Origin of the sequence: Sodalis ligni (assembly GCF_016865525.2) — a bacterium.
GTDB classification, from domain to species: Bacteria; Pseudomonadota; Gammaproteobacteria; order Enterobacterales; family Enterobacteriaceae; genus Acerihabitans; species Acerihabitans ligni.
In genome coordinates this window covers 4,275,421-4,291,257 of record NZ_CP075169.1, presented here as the reverse complement: position 1 = coordinate 4,291,257, position 15,837 = coordinate 4,275,421, and the positions used below count along the sequence as shown (strand labels likewise).

General features: G+C 59.8%; 15 protein-coding genes. 13 read left to right on the top strand and 2 right to left on the bottom strand.

From position 1 onward, the window contains the following. Positions 1-25 precede the first annotated feature (25 nt). Complete coding sequence (locus GTU79_RS20060; protein ID WP_132927049.1) at positions 26-436, top strand: hypothetical protein; 411 nt, start codon at positions 26-28, stop codon at positions 434-436. Positions 437-555: 119 nt separating this feature from the next. On the opposite strand, the gene GTU79_RS20055 is transcribed toward GTU79_RS20060, so the two are convergent. Together GTU79_RS20055 and GTU79_RS20050 are read right to left on the bottom strand one after the other, a co-directional pair. Next, positions 556-1,455 (bottom strand): proline iminopeptidase-family hydrolase, encoded by a 900-nt coding sequence (locus tag GTU79_RS20055; protein ID WP_203523628.1) that lies wholly within the window; start codon positions 1,453-1,455, stop codon positions 556-558. Positions 1,456-1,548: 93 nt separating this feature from the next. Beyond that, positions 1,549-2,307 carry a LuxR family transcriptional regulator gene (locus GTU79_RS20050; protein ID WP_132927053.1) on the bottom strand — a complete coding sequence of 253 codons (759 nt, stop codon included), beginning with the start codon at positions 2,305-2,307 and terminating at the stop codon, positions 1,549-1,551. A 216-nt stretch (positions 2,308-2,523) separates the two neighbouring features. Here GTU79_RS20050 and GTU79_RS20045 point away from each other — a divergent pair, with 216 nt between their 5' ends. The 12 genes from GTU79_RS20045 to GTU79_RS19990 all read left to right on the top strand — a co-directional run bounded on the left by GTU79_RS20045 (position 2,524) and on the right by GTU79_RS19990 (position 15,818). Continuing rightward, entirely contained in the window at positions 2,524-3,423 is a 900-nt protein-coding gene (locus tag GTU79_RS20045; protein WP_203523627.1) for a proline iminopeptidase-family hydrolase, read from the top strand. A 9-nt stretch (positions 3,424-3,432) separates the two neighbouring features. Beyond that, a complete protein-coding gene (locus tag GTU79_RS20040) occupies positions 3,433-4,371 on the top strand; it encodes an ABC transporter permease (RefSeq protein WP_132927057.1) in 939 nt (312 codons plus the stop codon). Further along, the gene (locus GTU79_RS20035) at positions 4,368-5,213 is read left to right on the top strand and encodes an ABC transporter permease (protein ID WP_132927059.1); all 846 of its coding nucleotides are present in this window, start codon (positions 4,368-4,370) and stop codon (positions 5,211-5,213) included. The genes GTU79_RS20040 and GTU79_RS20035 overlap by 4 nt, the downstream gene beginning before the upstream one ends. Next, complete coding sequence (locus GTU79_RS20030; protein WP_203523626.1) at positions 5,210-6,199, top strand: ABC transporter ATP-binding protein; 990 nt, start codon at positions 5,210-5,212, stop codon at positions 6,197-6,199. Before GTU79_RS20035 ends, GTU79_RS20030 begins: the two co-directional genes overlap by 4 nt. Positions 6,200-6,203: 4 nt before the next feature. Then, the gene (locus tag GTU79_RS20025) at positions 6,204-7,214 is read left to right on the top strand and encodes an ABC transporter ATP-binding protein (RefSeq protein ID WP_132927063.1); all 1,011 of its coding nucleotides are present in this window, start codon (positions 6,204-6,206) and stop codon (positions 7,212-7,214) included. 11 nt (positions 7,215-7,225) lie between these two features. After that, positions 7,226-8,737 (top strand): ABC transporter substrate-binding protein, encoded by a 1,512-nt coding sequence (locus GTU79_RS20020; protein WP_214513306.1) that lies wholly within the window; start codon positions 7,226-7,228, stop codon positions 8,735-8,737. A gap of 261 nt (positions 8,738-8,998) precedes the next feature. Then, the gene (eat, locus tag GTU79_RS20015; protein ID WP_203523624.1) at positions 8,999-10,384 is read left to right on the top strand and encodes an ethanolamine permease; all 1,386 of its coding nucleotides are present in this window, start codon (positions 8,999-9,001) and stop codon (positions 10,382-10,384) included. Between the two features lie 13 nt (positions 10,385-10,397). Next, a complete protein-coding gene (locus GTU79_RS20010) occupies positions 10,398-11,795 on the top strand; it encodes an ethanolamine ammonia-lyase subunit EutB (RefSeq protein ID WP_203523623.1) in 1,398 nt (465 codons plus the stop codon). After that, positions 11,792-12,643 carry an ethanolamine ammonia-lyase subunit EutC gene (gene eutC / locus GTU79_RS20005; protein ID WP_203523622.1) on the top strand — a complete coding sequence of 284 codons (852 nt, stop codon included), beginning with the start codon at positions 11,792-11,794 and terminating at the stop codon, positions 12,641-12,643. Before GTU79_RS20010 ends, eutC begins: the two co-directional genes overlap by 4 nt. A gap of 66 nt (positions 12,644-12,709) precedes the next feature. Continuing rightward, a complete protein-coding gene (locus GTU79_RS20000) occupies positions 12,710-13,438 on the top strand; it encodes a 4'-phosphopantetheinyl transferase family protein (RefSeq protein WP_203523621.1) in 729 nt (242 codons plus the stop codon). Positions 13,439-13,955: 517 nt separating this feature from the next. Beyond that, complete coding sequence (locus GTU79_RS19995) at positions 13,956-14,339, top strand: MarR family winged helix-turn-helix transcriptional regulator (protein ID WP_214513305.1); 384 nt, start codon at positions 13,956-13,958, stop codon at positions 14,337-14,339. A 15-nt stretch (positions 14,340-14,354) separates the two neighbouring features. Beyond that, the gene (locus tag GTU79_RS19990; RefSeq protein WP_214513304.1) at positions 14,355-15,818 is read left to right on the top strand and encodes an efflux transporter outer membrane subunit; all 1,464 of its coding nucleotides are present in this window, start codon (positions 14,355-14,357) and stop codon (positions 15,816-15,818) included. Positions 15,819-15,837 lie beyond the last annotated feature (19 nt).

The following is a 15,837-nucleotide window of genomic DNA, read 5'->3' as shown; positions in this document are numbered from 1 at the left end:
TGCAATGAAAGCAAAGGGGCTAGTATTGTCCTGTTTTTTATTTTTCACCACCGCAATCTATGCCGGTGAACCGGCTGAAAGCCAGCGCGGCGCCCAGGGCCTGCTGCCTTTTTCACTTACCGTCGGCAATGGCGGCACATCCCCCTTGGATTGCCAGGCTACCACCGCCCACTGGTATTCCCTGGATCTGGGCCGGGTGGCGGCCGGCAAAAAAATCTCCGCGCCGCTATGGAAAAATCTCGCCAGCGGCGAAGTGATTATCCTTAACGAGCATCAGGACCGGATGCCGGTGCAGCGCATCTGGTGCGGCGCCGAAGGTCAATCCTGGCAAACCCGCAGCGAGGTTATCCTGCCCACCGGGCGGGGAGAACGTCCGCAATCGATTGCCCTCACCTGTGCAAGCCTTGCCGGATCTGTGGCCTGCCGGCCGGATTAAGGGGGATGTCCACACCGTTCAGCGCGCAATATCATGCGCTTTCGGGGAACAGGATGAAAGTAGGGCGGGGGAGTAAATATTTTGCGCCGCCGGTGGGCGGCTATACATCCGGCCTGGTGTTAGGACGCCAGGCGTCTGCTGAGAAAACCGTTAATCGCCGCCATGCACGCGGCGCGCTCCTCCACATGGGGCATGTGGCTGGAGTGCTCGAAAATGACCCATTCGGCGTCGGCAATATGATCCATAAAGGGCTGCACCACTTCCGGCGCCGCCTCGTCGTAGCGACCGGATATCAACAGGGTGGGAACCTGGATCCGGTTCAGCCGCGGGATAATGCTCCAGGACTTCATGGTGCCTATGACATGGAATTCCGTCGGTCCGTTCATGGCATGGTACACCGTAGGATCTTCATCCATGGCGGTAAACGTGCGTTTCACCTCTTCGGGCCAGGGGGCCAGGCGGCAAACGTGGCGCTGATAAAATACCTGGGTGGCCTGGCGGTACTCTTCGCTGTCCAGGGTGCCGGCGGCCTCATGGGCCGATAAACAGGCCTGAACCTCGCCGGGCAACCCGGCGCGTAAACGGGCCGCCGCCTGCAGCCACAGTTCCATCGACGCCGGCGAGTTGGCGATAATGGCCGCTTTCAGCCCGGCCGGACGTCGCACCGCATGTTCCGCCGTCAGCATGCCGCCCCAGGACTGCCCCAGCAACGCATAGTTGTCCTTGATGGCCAGATGGTCCAGCAGGTTATCCAATTCATCCAGAAACAGCGCGACTTGCCAAAAGGCGGGATCCGCCCCCGGCAGATGGGTGGAACGTCCGTTACCCAACTGATCGTAATGGATAACCGCCCGTCCGCTGCCGGCGATATCGCGGAAGGCATCCACATAGTCATGGGTGCAGCCGGGGCCGCCGTGGGCCACCACCAGCGGAGTCTGGCCGTTATGGAGATCACCGCAGATGCGGTACCAGGTTTGGTATTGTCTAAATGGCGCAAAGCCTTCGGTGACGCTGTACATGGCTGTTTTACCTGTCGGTCGGGGATAACCTAGGGTAAAACAGCCCGCTCGCCGGGGGATAGCTAGAAAAAATGCTAGGTTGTGCCGGCGGGGTTAGCTGTCCAGCAACCGGTAATGCATCGCCCTGACCACCGCCTGGACCCGGTTACCGGCGCCCAGCTTGCGTGCCGCCGAATTGAGATGCAAGGTAACGGTGGCAATAGACCGGGAGAGTTTGCGGGCGATCTCTTTGGCGGTCAATCCCTCCGCTGACCAGCTCAGGCATTCCCGTTCCCGTTTGGTCAGTCTGACAAAACGGCAGGTCAGGATCTGCTGATCGAACAGCGGATAAATCTGCTCCTGGAAGGTATGCGCCAGCAGGCTTAAATCCGCCAATACATGGGACAGATCGCGCTCATGGCCGGCCTGGCCAACGATGCCGGTAAGGGTGCCGAAACCGCCCCGGGGCAGGTGCAGCGGCACCGTGGCGCCGCAGGGCATATTGTTATCGCACATGTAATGGGTCACCGGCTGGTGCCGTTCGCTAATGATGCCGCGCAGCGAGGTGCGATCGGGGCGCTGATAGGACCAGACAAACGGCGCGCAGGTATCCAGCGCATACAATTGCACCGGGTCCACCTGGTAATAACCGCTTTCACACCACAACCGCCCCATATCCGCCGGGACATTGCTCATACGCAGCAGCGACGGCGTGATAAGTTCCCCTTCCAGCGAGCGCGGTACCGGCGTGTAATCATAAATCAATGCTTCCATACCCAGCCGGGCGCTTTGCGCAAACAAGCCGTCGAAGGCGGCATCAAGGCTGTCCTGCTGCCGGGCCGTTTGTCCCGGTTTTTCAAATATCATATTCATTGGTTCACCCTTTACGAAATCACCCGTGAGTAAAAAGACGGGCATGGATCGTGCAAACCCGGTATTGCCGTAGAGGGCATGATGCAATTAGGGTGCCACGGCCGCCGGTGAAACCTAGCATTTTTACTAACTGTTCAGCCCGGCGGCTTATGCGTAGCGTAAAAGAAACATCGGACGGCGCGGCTTTGGCCGACGAAAATCATACCGGAGGGAAGTATGTGGCGCGAACTGGCACCGGATAAACAGCATAGGATCGCAGTCGACGGCTACCACGTGGCGGCTTATGAATTCGGCGAAGGCGACGACGTGGTGCTGTGCCTGAACGGTGGCCCCGGCTTGCCCTGCGATTATCTGCGCGAGGCGCATTCCTGCCTGAAATTTCATGGCTACCGGGTGGTGGCGTTTGATCAATTGGGCACCGGGCAATCCGATCGTCCCGATGTACCGGCTTTGTGGGACATGGCGCGATACGTACGAGAAGTGTACAGCGTCATGCAGGCACTGAATCTGGGCAAGGTGCATTTGCTTGGTCACTCATGGGGCGGCTGGCTGGGTATTGAGGTGGTTTTGCACCATCCCGAAGCAATCAAGAGCCTGATCCTGGAAAATACCGCGGCGGATATGCCCCATCTCATCCAGGAGTTACATCGTCTGCGGGCTTCCCTCGGGCCTGAGACCGTGGCGATGATGCTCAGGCATGAAGCCATGGGCACCTTGGAACATCCCGCCTACCAAGCGGCCATTACCCTGCTCAACTATCGCCACGTCTGCCGTCTCGATAAGTGGCCGGCCCCCGTTGCCCGATCGCTGTCGGACTGGAACATGGCGCCCTATGTCGCCATGCAGGGACCCAATGAATTCCTGTATACCGGCAATCTAAAAGACTGGAACCGCACGGCGGATTTGCCGTCCATCAAGGTGCCCTGCCTGATAACCACCGGCCAGCACGACGAATTGACCCCGGCCTGCGCCATGAGGATGAAACAGGGTTTGCCGCAGGCGGAACTGCATGTTTTCCCCAATAGCAGCCATATGCCGTTCTACGAAGAGCCGCAGGCCTATTACCCGGTGTTGCTGGATTTTCTCCGCCGGCAGCAAAACCGCGGCGGGGAGTAGGGCAATCCTATGTATCGTTACCGATTTGTCCTATTCCGTCCGCTGCAACTGCTACCGGTATTGCTGGGCATCAGCATCGTCACGTTCATGCTGGTACGGGCCATTCCGGGCGACCCCGCCAGGATCCTGCTGGGGGTGCGCAGCACGCCGGCGGCCATCGCCCGTATTCGCGCACAGTACGGTCTCGACCAGCCGCTGTGGGTGCAATACGGTTATTTCCTGAAAAACCTGCTGCAGGGAGAATTGGGGCGTTCCATTGTTTACCGTGTCGATACCGGCAAGCTGATTCTGTCCCGTATCGAGCCGACGCTGTATCTGATCCTGGGCAGCGTGCTGCTGGCGCTGTTGCTGACCGTGCCGCTGGCGGCCGCGGCCGCCCGGCAACGGGGCAAGGCAGCCGATCAGCTGATCCGGCTGCTGTCCACCGCCGGGCTGGGTTTTCCGGCTTTCTGGCTCGGCATCATGCTGATTTTACTGTTCAGCGTCACGCTGGGCTGGTTTCCGGTATCCGGTTACGGCAGCGACTGGCTCGAACAACTTCATCATATGGTCTTGCCCTGTTTAACCGTGGCGCTAGCCCTGTCGGCGGTACTGACGCGCAATCTGCGCGCCAGCCTGCTGGCGGAGCTGAAAGCGGATTACGTCACCGCCGCCCGGGCGCGCGGTCAGGAAGAGGGGCGGATTTTCTGGCGCCACGTGATGCCCAATTCCCTGGTGCCCACGGTAAACCTGCTGGCGGTGAATATCGGCTGGCTTATCGGCAGTACCGTGGTCATCGAGAGCGTATTTGCGATTCCCGGCATGGGACAGCTGCTGGTGAAGGCGATTTTCAGCCGCGATTATATGGTCGTGCAGGGGGTGGTGATGGTATTTGCCCTGGCCACCGTGGCGGTGAATCTGCTGGCGGATTTACTGACCGTGGCGCTGGACCCGAGGGTGAAATTATGACGCTTGCCGCGACGTTGCAGCATCTGCCGGGCCGGTGGCTGTCAAAACCCACCGCGCTGCGGGTCGGTATGGCCATGCTGTCATTCTGGCTATTGCTGGCGATACTGGCTCCCTGGGTCGGGCCGTTTGATCCGCAATACCAGGACCCGGCGGCCCGTTTGCTGGCCCCCGGCTGGCCCCATCTCTTCGGCACCGATAATTTTGGCCGCGATATCCTGGCGCGCGTGATCTGGGGGGCGCGGGTGGATCTGCAAATCTGCCTGGTGGGCGTGCTGTTCCCGTTTTTAATCGGTACGGTGGCGGGGGCCGTCGCCGGTTATGCCGGCGGCCCGCTGGATGCCCTGATCATGCGCATCATCGATATTGTGCTGGCGTTTCCCTTCCTGGTGCTGATGTTGTCGATCATTGCCATTATCGGCCCCGGACTGGGCAGCTTTTATATTGCCATGGCGCTGGTGGGCTGGGTTTCTTATGCCCGTCTGGTGCGCTCGCAGGTACTGATCCTGAAACACAGCGATTTTATGCTGGCGGCCCGCAGCCTCGGTTTCAGTCACCGGCGCATCCTGTTCCGTCATCTGCTGCCCAACGCCTTAACCGGCTCCGTGGTGTTTTCCATGTCCGATTGCGTCCTGGTGCTGCTGAACGGCGCGGCGGTGAGTTATCTGGGTCTGGGCGTGCAGCCGCCGGTGGCGGAGTGGGGGGTGATGATCGCCGAAGGACAAAGCTTCATTACCACCGCCTGGTGGATTACCGCTTTCCCCGGGCTGGCCATTGTGCTGCTTGCCATGGGCTTTAGCCTGCTGGCGGACGGACTGGGCGATAAGCTGGGGGAACGGCCATGAGGGCGCCGGTGCTCCGGGTGCGCAACCTGACCGTGGTTAACAGGCAGGGGATCCGTTTGGTGGATAGGGTATCGTTCGATCTCAGCGCCGGCGAGATGCTCGGGCTGGTGGGGGAGAGCGGCTCGGGCAAGACCGTTACCTGCCGTGCGTTGCTGCGCCTGCTGCCGGGGGAAGGGCTGGTTCAGGAAAGCGGCGAGGTGTGGCTTGGCCAGACCGATATCATGACCCTGGACGACAGGCGGATGTCCGCCGTTCGCGGCCACCGGCTGGGGATGATTTTCCAGAACCCGGCCAGCCACCTCAATCCGGTGATGACCATCGGCGAGCAAATCGCCGAAAGCCGCCGACGCTTTTTTGGCGCCGGCGGCCGCGAGTCGCGGGAAAAAGCCGTGGATTTATTGCGTCAGGTGGGTATTCCGGATCCGCAGCGGCGGGTTAACCACTATCCACATGAATTTTCCGGCGGCATGCGTCAGCGGGCGATGATTGCCGTTGCATTGTCCTGCGAGCCGCAAATCCTCATAGCCGACGAGCCCACCACCGCCCTGGATGTGACGGTACAGGTGCAGATTCTGCGCTTGCTGATGGATCTGCGCGACCGCCTCGGCCTGGCCATTATCATGATCACCCACGATCTCGGCATCGTCGCCCAGACCTGCGATCGCATTGCGGTGATGTATGGCGGCCGGCTGTGCGAAGTCGGCGCCAAGCGGTCGGTATTGAGCCGGCCGCTGCATCCCTATACCCGCGGATTGATTGATTGCCAGCCTACCGGCACCGGTGGCGACGGACGGCTAAATACCATTGTCGGCCAGCCGCCGTCGGCAAACAATTTCCCGCAAGGTTGCCGTTTCCATCCCCGCTGTCCCAGGTCCGTTAGCGCCTGCCGGACGGAGCAGCCGCCGCTGTTGCCGATGCGGGACGATGCCGGGCATCAGGCCGCCTGCCATATGCCGTTTTATCCGTTAACCCGGTGGGAGGAGTGAAGTGATGACCGGCAAACCTTATCCGCTATTGGAGGTGGATGACCTCAAGGTGTCCTTCCCGCTGTCCGGCGGCAATCCGCTGCGCTGGAACCGGCCGCGGGTCCATGCGGTAAACGGCGTCTCATTGCGCATTTATCCCGGTGAAACCCTGGGGTTGGTGGGGGAGTCCGGCAGCGGCAAGAGCACGCTGGGCCGTGCCATCCTGCAACTGGAAAAAAGCAGCGGCGGCGCCGTGCGCTTTGACGGCCTTCAGGTCACCCATGGCTTGACCAGCGATATACAGCGTCTGCGCCGGCAAACGGCGATGATTTTCCAGGATCCCTTGGCCTCGCTCAATCCGCGCCAGACCATTGGCGCGGCCATCGCCGAGGTCTTGCGGGTTCACCGCAAGGTGCCGGAGACGGCCGTTGCGGCGCGGGTATCCGAGCTGCTGGCCCTGGTGGGATTGGCCCCCGAACAGGCGGACAGCCGTCCCGGAGCCCTGAGCGGCGGGCAGTGCCAACGGGCCGGCATCGCCCGCGCCCTGGCCGTGGAGCCCCGGCTGATGGTGGCGGATGAGTGCGTCGCCGCGCTGGATGTGTCCATCCAGGGACAAATCATTAATTTGCTGATGGACCTGCGGGAAAAAATGGGGCTGGCGATTTTGTTTATCGCCCATGACCTGGCGATTGTCCGCCGCCTGTGTGACCGGGTGGCGGTGATGTATCTGGGCCGGATTGTGGAGGAGGGGCCCGCCGAACAGGTATTCAGCCTGCCGCGCCATCCCTATACCGCCGCCCTGGTGGCGGCCATCCCGGATATTGACCCCGATCTGCCGCTGCCGGCGGAGCCCCTCGGCGGCGAACCGCCGAGCCCCATTGCGATTCCGGCGGGATGTGCATTTCATCCCCGCTGTCCTTATGCCCGACCGTCGTGCCGGCACGGTCCGACACCCGAAACCCGGCATTTTGCCGATCATGCCTTTGCCTGTGTGCTGGACAGAAATACCGGCGAGGCGGCCGTTCCTTTTGACTGAGGTAATGATTCATGAAGTGTAAGCATTTTACTATCGTCGCCGCCGGGGTACTTCTGGCGCTGAGCGCGGTAAGCCAGCTGGCCGAAGCCGCCGGTGTCCTCACCATCGGTCGTCGCGAGGACAGCACCACCTTTGATCCCATCAAGTCGGCGCAAAACGCCGATAACTGGGTATTCTCCAATGTGTTCGATGTGCTGGTGCGGGTGGATAAAAGCGGCACCCGGCTGGAGCCGGGACTGGCGCAAAGCTGGGAAATCTCCGCGGACGGCAAGGTCTATACCTTTAAACTACGCGACGCCAAATTTTCGGACGGATCGCCGGTGACCGCCCAGGATGCGGTATTCAGCCTGCTGCGCATTCGCGACAACGAAGGATCGTTATGGCGCGATTCCTATAGCATCATCGACAAAGCCGAAGCGCCGGATCCCCATACGCTGGTGGTGACGCTGAAAACCCCGTCGGCTCCTTTCCTGTCGCAGCTGGCCCTGCCCAATGTGTCGGTACTGCCGGAAAAGATCGTCAAATCCATGGGGGAGGAGGCCTTTGCGGAAAAACCCGTCGGCTCGGGGGCTTTCAGCGTGAAGGAGTGGAACCGCGGCGAGAAAGTGGTCCTGGTGAAAAATCCCTACTTTTGGCAGGCGGATCGCGTCAAGCTGGATGGCGTCGAGTGGCTCACCTTGCCGGATGACAATACCCGTATGCTGAAGGTGCAGGCGGGGGAACTGGATGCCGCCCTATCGGTGCCATTCTCGCGCATTACGTCGCTGCAAAAAGATCCCAATCTGGACGTTCATCTGGATCGCTCAACCCGCGAGGACCATCTGCTGATTAACCATGAGCACGGCGCGCTGGGCAAGATAGAGGTTCGTCAGGCGCTGGATTTCGCCATCGACAAAAAAGCCATTGTCGATACCGTCACCTTCGGTTTCGGCACCATAGCCAACTCCTATATTCCCGAGGGCGCGCTATACCATTATGCCGACAATCTCAGCCGCCCCTATGATCCGGCCAAAGCCAAACAGATGCTCAAAGACGCCGGGGCGTCGGACCTTAAGCTGAAATATGTGGTAAACGCCGGCGACGAGGTGGATGAACAGATTGCCATTCTGCTGCAACAGCAACTGGCAAAGGCCGGGGTGACGGTAGACCTGCAAAAAGTCGATCCCAGCCAGAGCTGGGACATGCTGGTGGCGGGGGAATATGATATTTCGGTGATGTACTGGACCAACGATATTCTCGATCCCGATCAGAAGACCACCTTTGTGCTGGGGCATGACGCCAATATGAACTATATGACCCGTTATCATAATGAAAAGGTGAAGGCCCTGGTGGCCGCCGCCCGGGTGGAAATGAATATGGTCCAGCGCAAGCAGATGTACATCGATCTGCAAAAAATGGCGAAAGCGGATGTGAACTGGATCGATCTTTACAGCCCGTACCGCAACGTCAGCCGCAAGAACATCAAGAATTTTGATCAAAATCCCCTGGGCCGTTTCACCCTGGAAGATACCGAAAAACTGTAATCAGCAAGGGGGAACCATGCTGATCCCCCGCGCGGCGACGGTCGTCTTTGCTTTGCGTGCACCGCCGCAGGCCATTGACGCTGGTTAAGGGTAAAATGACGCACCGGAACAGGGCGGTCTTGTTATCGCCCGACGGTCAAAACGGTGAAGTATGCTATTATCATATTGAAAATTCTATTAAATCAGCCGGTTGTCTTATCATTGCCTAAATTGGTATGACCTTTGCAATTTACAAATACTTACGTATCAAAGGACATCGCCATGGAAAACAACAAAACGGTACCCGGACTGAAACGCACGCTGGGGAGTTTTCATCTCTGGGGTATCGCGGTCGGTCTGGTTATTTCCGGTGAGTATTTCGGCTGGAGCTATGGCTGGGCCCAGGCGGGGACGCTGGGGTTCCTGATTACCGCCCTGGCCATCGCCGCCATGTACTGCGCCTTTATTTTCAGTTTCACCGAATTGACCACCTCCATTCCCCACGCCGGCGGTCCTTTCGCGTATGCCCACCGTGCCTTCGGCCCCACCGGCGGCTTTATCGCCGGCTTCGCCACCCTGGTGGAATTCGTTTTCGCCCCGCCGGCCATCGCCATGGCAATCGGCGCCTATCTCAACGTCCAGTTTCCGGCGGTGGAGCCCAAATGGGTGGCGGTGGGGGCCTACGTTGTGTTCATGATACTCAATATACTCGGCGTCGGTATCGCCGCCGCCTTTGAGCTGCTGGTCACGTTGCTGGCCATATTCGAACTGCTGGTCTTTATGGGCGTCGTGGCGCCGGGATTCGATTTTGCCAATTTTACCCGCGGCGGCTGGGCCGGCGCGGAACACTTCAGCGTCGGCGCGATTTCCGGTATTTTCGCCGCCATTCCCTTTGCCATCTGGTTCTTTTTAGCCATAGAAGGGGCGTCCATGGCGGCGGAGGAAGCGAAAGACCCCCAGCGCACCATTCCAAGGGCATTTATCGGCGGTATTTTAACCCTGACGGTGCTGGCTCTTGGCGTTATGATCTTTGCCGGCGGCGTCGGCGACTGGTCCAAGCTTGCCGACATCAACGACCCGCTGCCCCAGGCGATGAAAATCATTGTCGGCGGCAGCAGCGGCTGGCTGCATATGCTGGTGTGGCTGGGATTGTTCGGTCTTATCGCTTCATTTCACGGTATCATCATGGGCTATTCGCGGCAGATCTTTGCCCTGGCGCGCGCCGGTTATCTGCCAAAACCCCTCTCCAGGGTCAACCGCCGGTTCCGCACGCCCCATTGGGGCATTATCGCCGGCGGCGTGGTGGGTATCGCGGCAATATTTTCCGATTCGCTGATTATTATCGGCGGCCAGCCCCTGACGGCAAACATCGTCACCATGTCGGTATTCGGTGCTATTGTGATGTACATTATCTCCATGGCGTCGCTATTCAGGCTGCGCCGTCTGGAGCCGCGGCTGACCCGGCCGTTCCGGGCGCCCATGTACCCCCTGGCGCCGGCGTTCGCGCTGGTGATGGCGGTCATCTGCCTGGTGGCCATGATTTATTATAACCAGCTCTTGTTCATGATTTTCGCCGTCATGATGCTGCTGGGTTATGCTTATTTCCGCCTGACCCGCCACGCCCGCGACCGGGCGGCGCCGGATGCACAGTTGACGTTAACGGAGTAATCCGGGAGGAGCGATGTTTCAAGCCACATTAGGCCATCGTCATTATCGTTTCGCCGATTTACGGGACCTGATGGCCAAGGCGTCGCCGCCGCGCTCCGGCGATTATCTGGCGGAGATTGCCGCCGCCAGCGCCGAAGAGCGTATGGCGGCGCGTATTGCGCTGGCGGATTTGCCGCTGCGCGTTTTTTTGCAGCAACCCCTGATCCCCTATGAAGAGGATGAGGTCACGCGCCTGATTATCGACAGCCATGACGAGGAGGCGTTCACCCCGGTTTCCCATCTGACGGTGGGGGATTTTCGCGACTGGCTGCTATCCGAGCGCACCGACAGCGCCCGCCTGGCCTATGTGGCGCCCGGCATAACGCCGGAAATGGCGGCGGCGGTGAGCAAAATCATGCGCAACCAGGATTTGATTCTGGTGGCGAAAAAATGCCGGGTGATCACCCGCTTTCGCAATACCATCGGTCTACCCGGCCATATGAGCGTGCGGCTGCAGCCCAACCATCCCACCGACGACCTGAAAGGAATCGCCGCCAGCATGCTGGACGGTTTGCTGTATGGCTGCGGCGACGCGGTAATCGGTATCAACCCGGCCAGCGATAGCCTGCCGCTGCTGGAAAAACTCAACTATATGCTCGACGATGTGATCAGCCACTTCGCCATTCCCACCCAGTCATGCGTATTGACCCATGTCACCAATACCATCAAGCTGATTGAGCGCGGGGCGCCGGTGGATCTGGTCTTCCAGTCCATTGCCGGAACCGAGGCGGCCAACGCCGGCTTCGGTATCAACCTCGCACTGCTGGAGGAGGCCAGGCAGGCGGCGTTAAGCCTGCGGCGCGGCACCCTGGGTGATAACGTCATGTATTTCGAGACCGGGCAGGGCAGCTGCCTGTCCGCCAATGCCCATCACGGTGTCGATCAGCAGACCTGCGAAGCACGGGCCTACGCCATCGCCCGGCGCTTCAAGCCGCTGCTGATCAATACCGTGGTGGGATTTATCGGGCCGGAATACCTCTATGACGGCAAGCAGATCATCCGCGCCGGGCTGGAAGATCACTTCTGCGGTAAACTGCTGGGGGTTCCCCTCGGGTGCGACGTCTGTTACACCAACCATGCCGAAGCCGATCAGGATGACATGGATACCTTACTGACGCTGCTGGGGGCCGCCGGGCTGACCTTTTTAATCGGCGTGCCGGGGGCGGACGATATTATGCTCAACTACCAGAGCACGTCGTTTCACGATGCGCTGTATATACGTGAACTGCTCGGACTCAAGCACGCGCCGGAATTTTCCGACTGGCTGAAACGCATGCAAATCATCGATGCCGACGGGCGGCTGCGCGATACCGGCAGCCGGCATCCGCTATTGCAGCATTTACCCCATCTGGGCGGCGGGAGTGAGCTATGAGTAAAATCGATCCGCCCTTGGCCGGCAAATTTCCGGTGGGTAATGTGATTCACGATAATCCATGGGAAAGCCTGCGGGAATTCACCGCGGCCCGTATCGCCCTGGGCCGCGCCGGCGCCAGCCTGCCGACGCGGGAAGTACTGAAGTTCGGCCTGGCCCATGCCCAGGCCCGCGATGCGGTGCACCAACCCTTCGATAGCGAGGCGCTGGCGGCCCGGTTGGCGGCGGACGGCCTGACTACCCTGACGGTGCACAGCGCGGCCACTAGCCGGGAGACTTTTTTATGCCGGCCCGATCTCGGCCGCAGGCTGGGCGATGACAGTCGGCGAATGCTGCTGGAATATCCTGATAAAGAGGCCGACCTGCTGCTGGTGGTGGGGGACGGCCTATCTTCCAAGGCCGTTCACCGGCAGGCGGTGCCGTTTATCCGGGCATTGCTGCCCTATCTGGCTGTCCTCGGCCTCAAGCCGGCGCCGGTGGTGCTGGCGCATCAATCGCGGGTGGCATTGGGGGATGACATCGGCGAGTGCCTCCGGGCCAAAACGGTGGCGATACTTATCGGCGAACGCCCCGGCCTGTCCTCGCCGGACAGCCTGGGGATCTATTTTACCTGGGGACCCAATACCCGGCGCCTGGAATCGGAGCGCAACTGTATTTCCAATATCCGGCCCGAGGGGTTGGATTATCCCCAGGCGGCCTTCAAGCTGGCGTGGCTGCTGGAGCAGTCCCGGCATCGTCGTTTATCGGGCATCGGGCTTAAGGATGAAAGCGACAACCCGGCGCTGTACGGTGTGGTCAAACCGCTGTTCGGCCAGGAGGAACCGCATCTTCCGCCGGCGAAATTGTGATGATGGATCAAGATGACAGATATACTGGTGAATATCTCCAGGTGATTTTGAGGACGTTTTTATTTTATGGTTCTTCCTGCGCCGTATATCCTGTCTCTGGCCGAAGGCTTGCCGTTCGGTCCTGCCGATCTTGTCGATCCGGCGTTGCATCTGAGCCTCTGGCACTGCCGGTTCGATACCCTGAGCTATCGGGATGCCGATTACGGCCTGCATGACATTCCGCTGCCGCCTTCCATCGCCGGCGCGGCGCGCAAACGCCGGTCCGAGTATCTGGCCGGACGGATCGTTGCCGCGCGGGTGCTGCGCGGGTTGGGGGCCGGTTCATTCCCGCTGCTGGCCGGGACGGATCGTGCCCCCTGCTGGCCCGAATCGATACAAGGCTCCTTGTCTCACGATGAAACCCTTGCGGTGTGTATCGGCCGATTGCTCCCACAGCAAGGGTGGGCCGGGGTGGGTATTGACGTGGAGACCATGATTGCCGACGCACGGACGCCGACCTTGTGGCCCGGCATCATCGCCGCCGGGGAGCGCGAACTGCTGGACAGCGCGTCGCTGCCCTTTACCGCTGGCCTGACGCTGGCCTTTTCCGCCAAAGAGAGCCTGTTTAAGGCGCTTTATCCGCACGTCAAACGCTATTTCGACTTTCTGGATGCCAGGGTTATCCAACTGACCGATCGGCGAATCAGCCTTGAACTGACCACAGAGCTGGCGCCGCATCTGCCGGTGGGGATGCGTTTTGACTGCGCTTATGCCCTCTCCCCGCAAGAGGTGTTGACCCTGCTGACGGTGGGCTGAGATTGATTTTCCCGCTTTTGCTCAATTTTTTCCCGCGGCCGCCGATATAAAGGCCATTGCTGTGCCGGCGCGCCTGCCGTTTGGGTATACCATTGTTTATTCTTTCGCCGGCGGGAGGGGATAATTGATTATTCATGCTTTTCCTAGGGTAGCCTCTGCCCGTTTGCGTTGCCGTGTCGCCGTCGGATAAGGGATAATCAGCGGGTCAGGCTATTTCAGTCCCGCCGTCATGACCGTCAGCGTCGTGACGTTGAACTGTTTTGTTACCGGTGCCGCGACGCCGGAATAAAAAGTCTCAAAGCCCGCAGCGACTGGGCTTAAAGGTAATCTACGCCGAAAACCGGCACCGTTTTCAACGCTCGCTAAAATACATTTTGTTACAAAACTGACTGTTGTTTACCTCTGCACCAGGCGGTATAGTTGCCAGCCTAATAGTTGCCTAGGCATAGATTTCATGAGTCACTTTACCTCAGATGATGTTGATACCGTTTATACTTGGGGAAGAAACATCAACCGGTTGAATTGTGCTAAAGACCGGTTTCTAGAACGATACCTGGCGCCCTACGAAATTACCGCGGCGCAATTCAAAGTTATGCTGCTGATGAATCAGAAAAGGGCCAGTACGTCGGCGGAACTCTGCCGTTGCATATCGTTGGACAGCGGCGCCATGTCGCGCATGCTCGATCGCCTTGAAAATAAAAACATGATCATGCGCGTACGCAGCACCGCCGACCGTCGCCAGCACCACTTGGCCTTGACCGAAAAAGGGCAATTGTTCTGCCAGGAAATCGGCGGGATTGCCGTCAAAGCCTTTAATGATTTGTTAGCTCCGTTGACGCCCGCCGAACTCAATGAATTTGATCGCCTGCTGAAAAAGCTGGCGGTTCTTGCCGATAGTTAAGGAGTAAATTTCACCATGCCGTTGCGCATTCGTTTATTACCGCTGCTCTGTTCATTCGTTCTGGCGGGGTGTGCTTTGCCTAATGGTTTACATACCGAAGGCCGTACGCTGGACGTCTCGACGTTACAAAGCGATCGTACCTTGTCGGCGATCCCGCACTCCACCGCGGCCTGGCCTGCGGCGGACTGGTGGAACAGCCTCGGCGACCCGCAGCTTGCCATCCTGGTTCAGCAGGCGTTGCAATCCAGCCCCGATATGCAGGTGGCCGATGCCCGCGCCCGCCAGGCCAGCGCCGCGGTCATGTCGGCGCAGGCCGACCGCATGCCGACCCTGGACGCCAGCGGCGGCATTACCCGTGAGCGGCTGTCCGAGGTGCAAGACCCGCAGGGTAAAGGGAAAGAGTATTTCACCGAGCGGGATCTGTCGGCGCAGTTCAATTATACCTTTGATCTGTGGGGCGGCCAGCGTGCCGCCTGGGAAGCCGCCGTCGGCCGCGCCAACGCCAGCGAGGTGGACAGACAGTCCGCGCGCCTTACCCTCTCCGCCGATGTCGCCCGCGCCTACAATACCCTCGGCCAGGCCTATGTGATGGAAGATTTGGCGAGACAGGATCTTGCGCGTACCCATACCATGCTGGATCTGGCGTCCAAACGGTATACCGCCGGACTGGACAGTAAATTCCAATATCAGCAAACCGAGAGCCTGGAAGCCTCGGCGGAATCCACCTTGACCGACGCCCAGCAGCAGGTGCGCGCGGCCGGTATCCGCCTGGCGGTGTTGCTTGGACAGGGACCGGACCGGGCAATGAATATACCCCGTCCGCATCTGATTGCTCCGGCGGCGGTAACCCTGCCGGCCCGGCTTCCGGCGGAACTGTTAGGCCGCCGGCCCGATCTGGTGGCGGCCCGCTGGCGGGTAGAAGCGGCAACCAAAGACATCAAGGTCAGCCGTACCGCCTTCTATCCCAATCTTAATCTGACCGCGGCGGCGGGTGCCCAATCGCTGCTGGGAGATGCCTTCTTCGGCGCCCCAAGCCGCTATTTCAGCGTCGGGCCGGCCATATCCCTGCCTATCTTTGTCGGCGGTCGCCTGCGGGCGAACCTGGCCGGCAGCAACGCCGATTACGATCTGGCGGTGGCGCAATACAACCAGTCGCTGGTGAATGCGCTGGGGGACATCGGCGACACCATTACCCGCCTGAGTTCGTTAGCGGTTCAGATTCAACAGCAGCAGCGCGCCTGCGATATCGCCAATGACTCATGGAAAAACGCTATGGAGCGCTATAGCGCCGGGGTCGGCAATTATCTCGATGCGTTGAGCGTGCAGCAACAGCTCATCCAGGCCCAGCGTCAACTGGCCAGTTTGAATGCCGAACGTACCGATACCGCTATCCTGTTGATGCAGGCGCTGGGTGGTGGTTTCAACTCTTCCGTTCCATCGACCGCCGCGCAAACCGTGGCCGTAAATCAAGCACACTGAGAATAATTTTTATGGCTGA

What these genes read in the sequence shown, in the direction of transcription:
- GTU79_RS20030 (WP_203523626.1), top strand. Translation starts at nt 5,210, where the DNA reads ATGAGGGCGCCGGTGCTCCGGGTGCGCAACCTGACCGTGGTTAACAGG.
- GTU79_RS20020 (WP_214513306.1), top strand. Translation starts at nt 7,226, where the DNA reads ATGAAGTGTAAGCATTTTACTATCGTCGCCGCCGGGGTACTTCTGGCG.
- GTU79_RS20000 (WP_203523621.1), top strand. Translation starts at nt 12,710, where the DNA reads ATGGTTCTTCCTGCGCCGTATATCCTGTCTCTGGCCGAAGGCTTGCCG.
- eat (WP_203523624.1), top strand. Translation starts at nt 8,999, where the DNA reads ATGGAAAACAACAAAACGGTACCCGGACTGAAACGCACGCTGGGGAGT.
- GTU79_RS20045 (WP_203523627.1), top strand. Translation starts at nt 2,524, where the DNA reads ATGTGGCGCGAACTGGCACCGGATAAACAGCATAGGATCGCAGTCGAC.
- GTU79_RS20055 (WP_203523628.1), bottom strand. Translation starts at nt 1,455, where the DNA reads ATGTACAGCGTCACCGAAGGCTTTGCGCCATTTAGACAATACCAAACC.
- GTU79_RS19990 (WP_214513304.1), top strand. Translation starts at nt 14,355, where the DNA reads ATGCCGTTGCGCATTCGTTTATTACCGCTGCTCTGTTCATTCGTTCTG.
- GTU79_RS20040 (WP_132927057.1), top strand. Translation starts at nt 3,433, where the DNA reads ATGTATCGTTACCGATTTGTCCTATTCCGTCCGCTGCAACTGCTACCG.
- GTU79_RS20035 (WP_132927059.1), top strand. Translation starts at nt 4,368, where the DNA reads ATGACGCTTGCCGCGACGTTGCAGCATCTGCCGGGCCGGTGGCTGTCA.
- GTU79_RS20050 (WP_132927053.1), bottom strand. Translation starts at nt 2,307, where the DNA reads ATGAATATGATATTTGAAAAACCGGGACAAACGGCCCGGCAGCAGGAC.
- GTU79_RS20010 (WP_203523623.1), top strand. Translation starts at nt 10,398, where the DNA reads ATGTTTCAAGCCACATTAGGCCATCGTCATTATCGTTTCGCCGATTTA.
- eutC (WP_203523622.1), top strand. Translation starts at nt 11,792, where the DNA reads ATGAGTAAAATCGATCCGCCCTTGGCCGGCAAATTTCCGGTGGGTAAT.
- GTU79_RS20025 (WP_132927063.1), top strand. Translation starts at nt 6,204, where the DNA reads ATGACCGGCAAACCTTATCCGCTATTGGAGGTGGATGACCTCAAGGTG.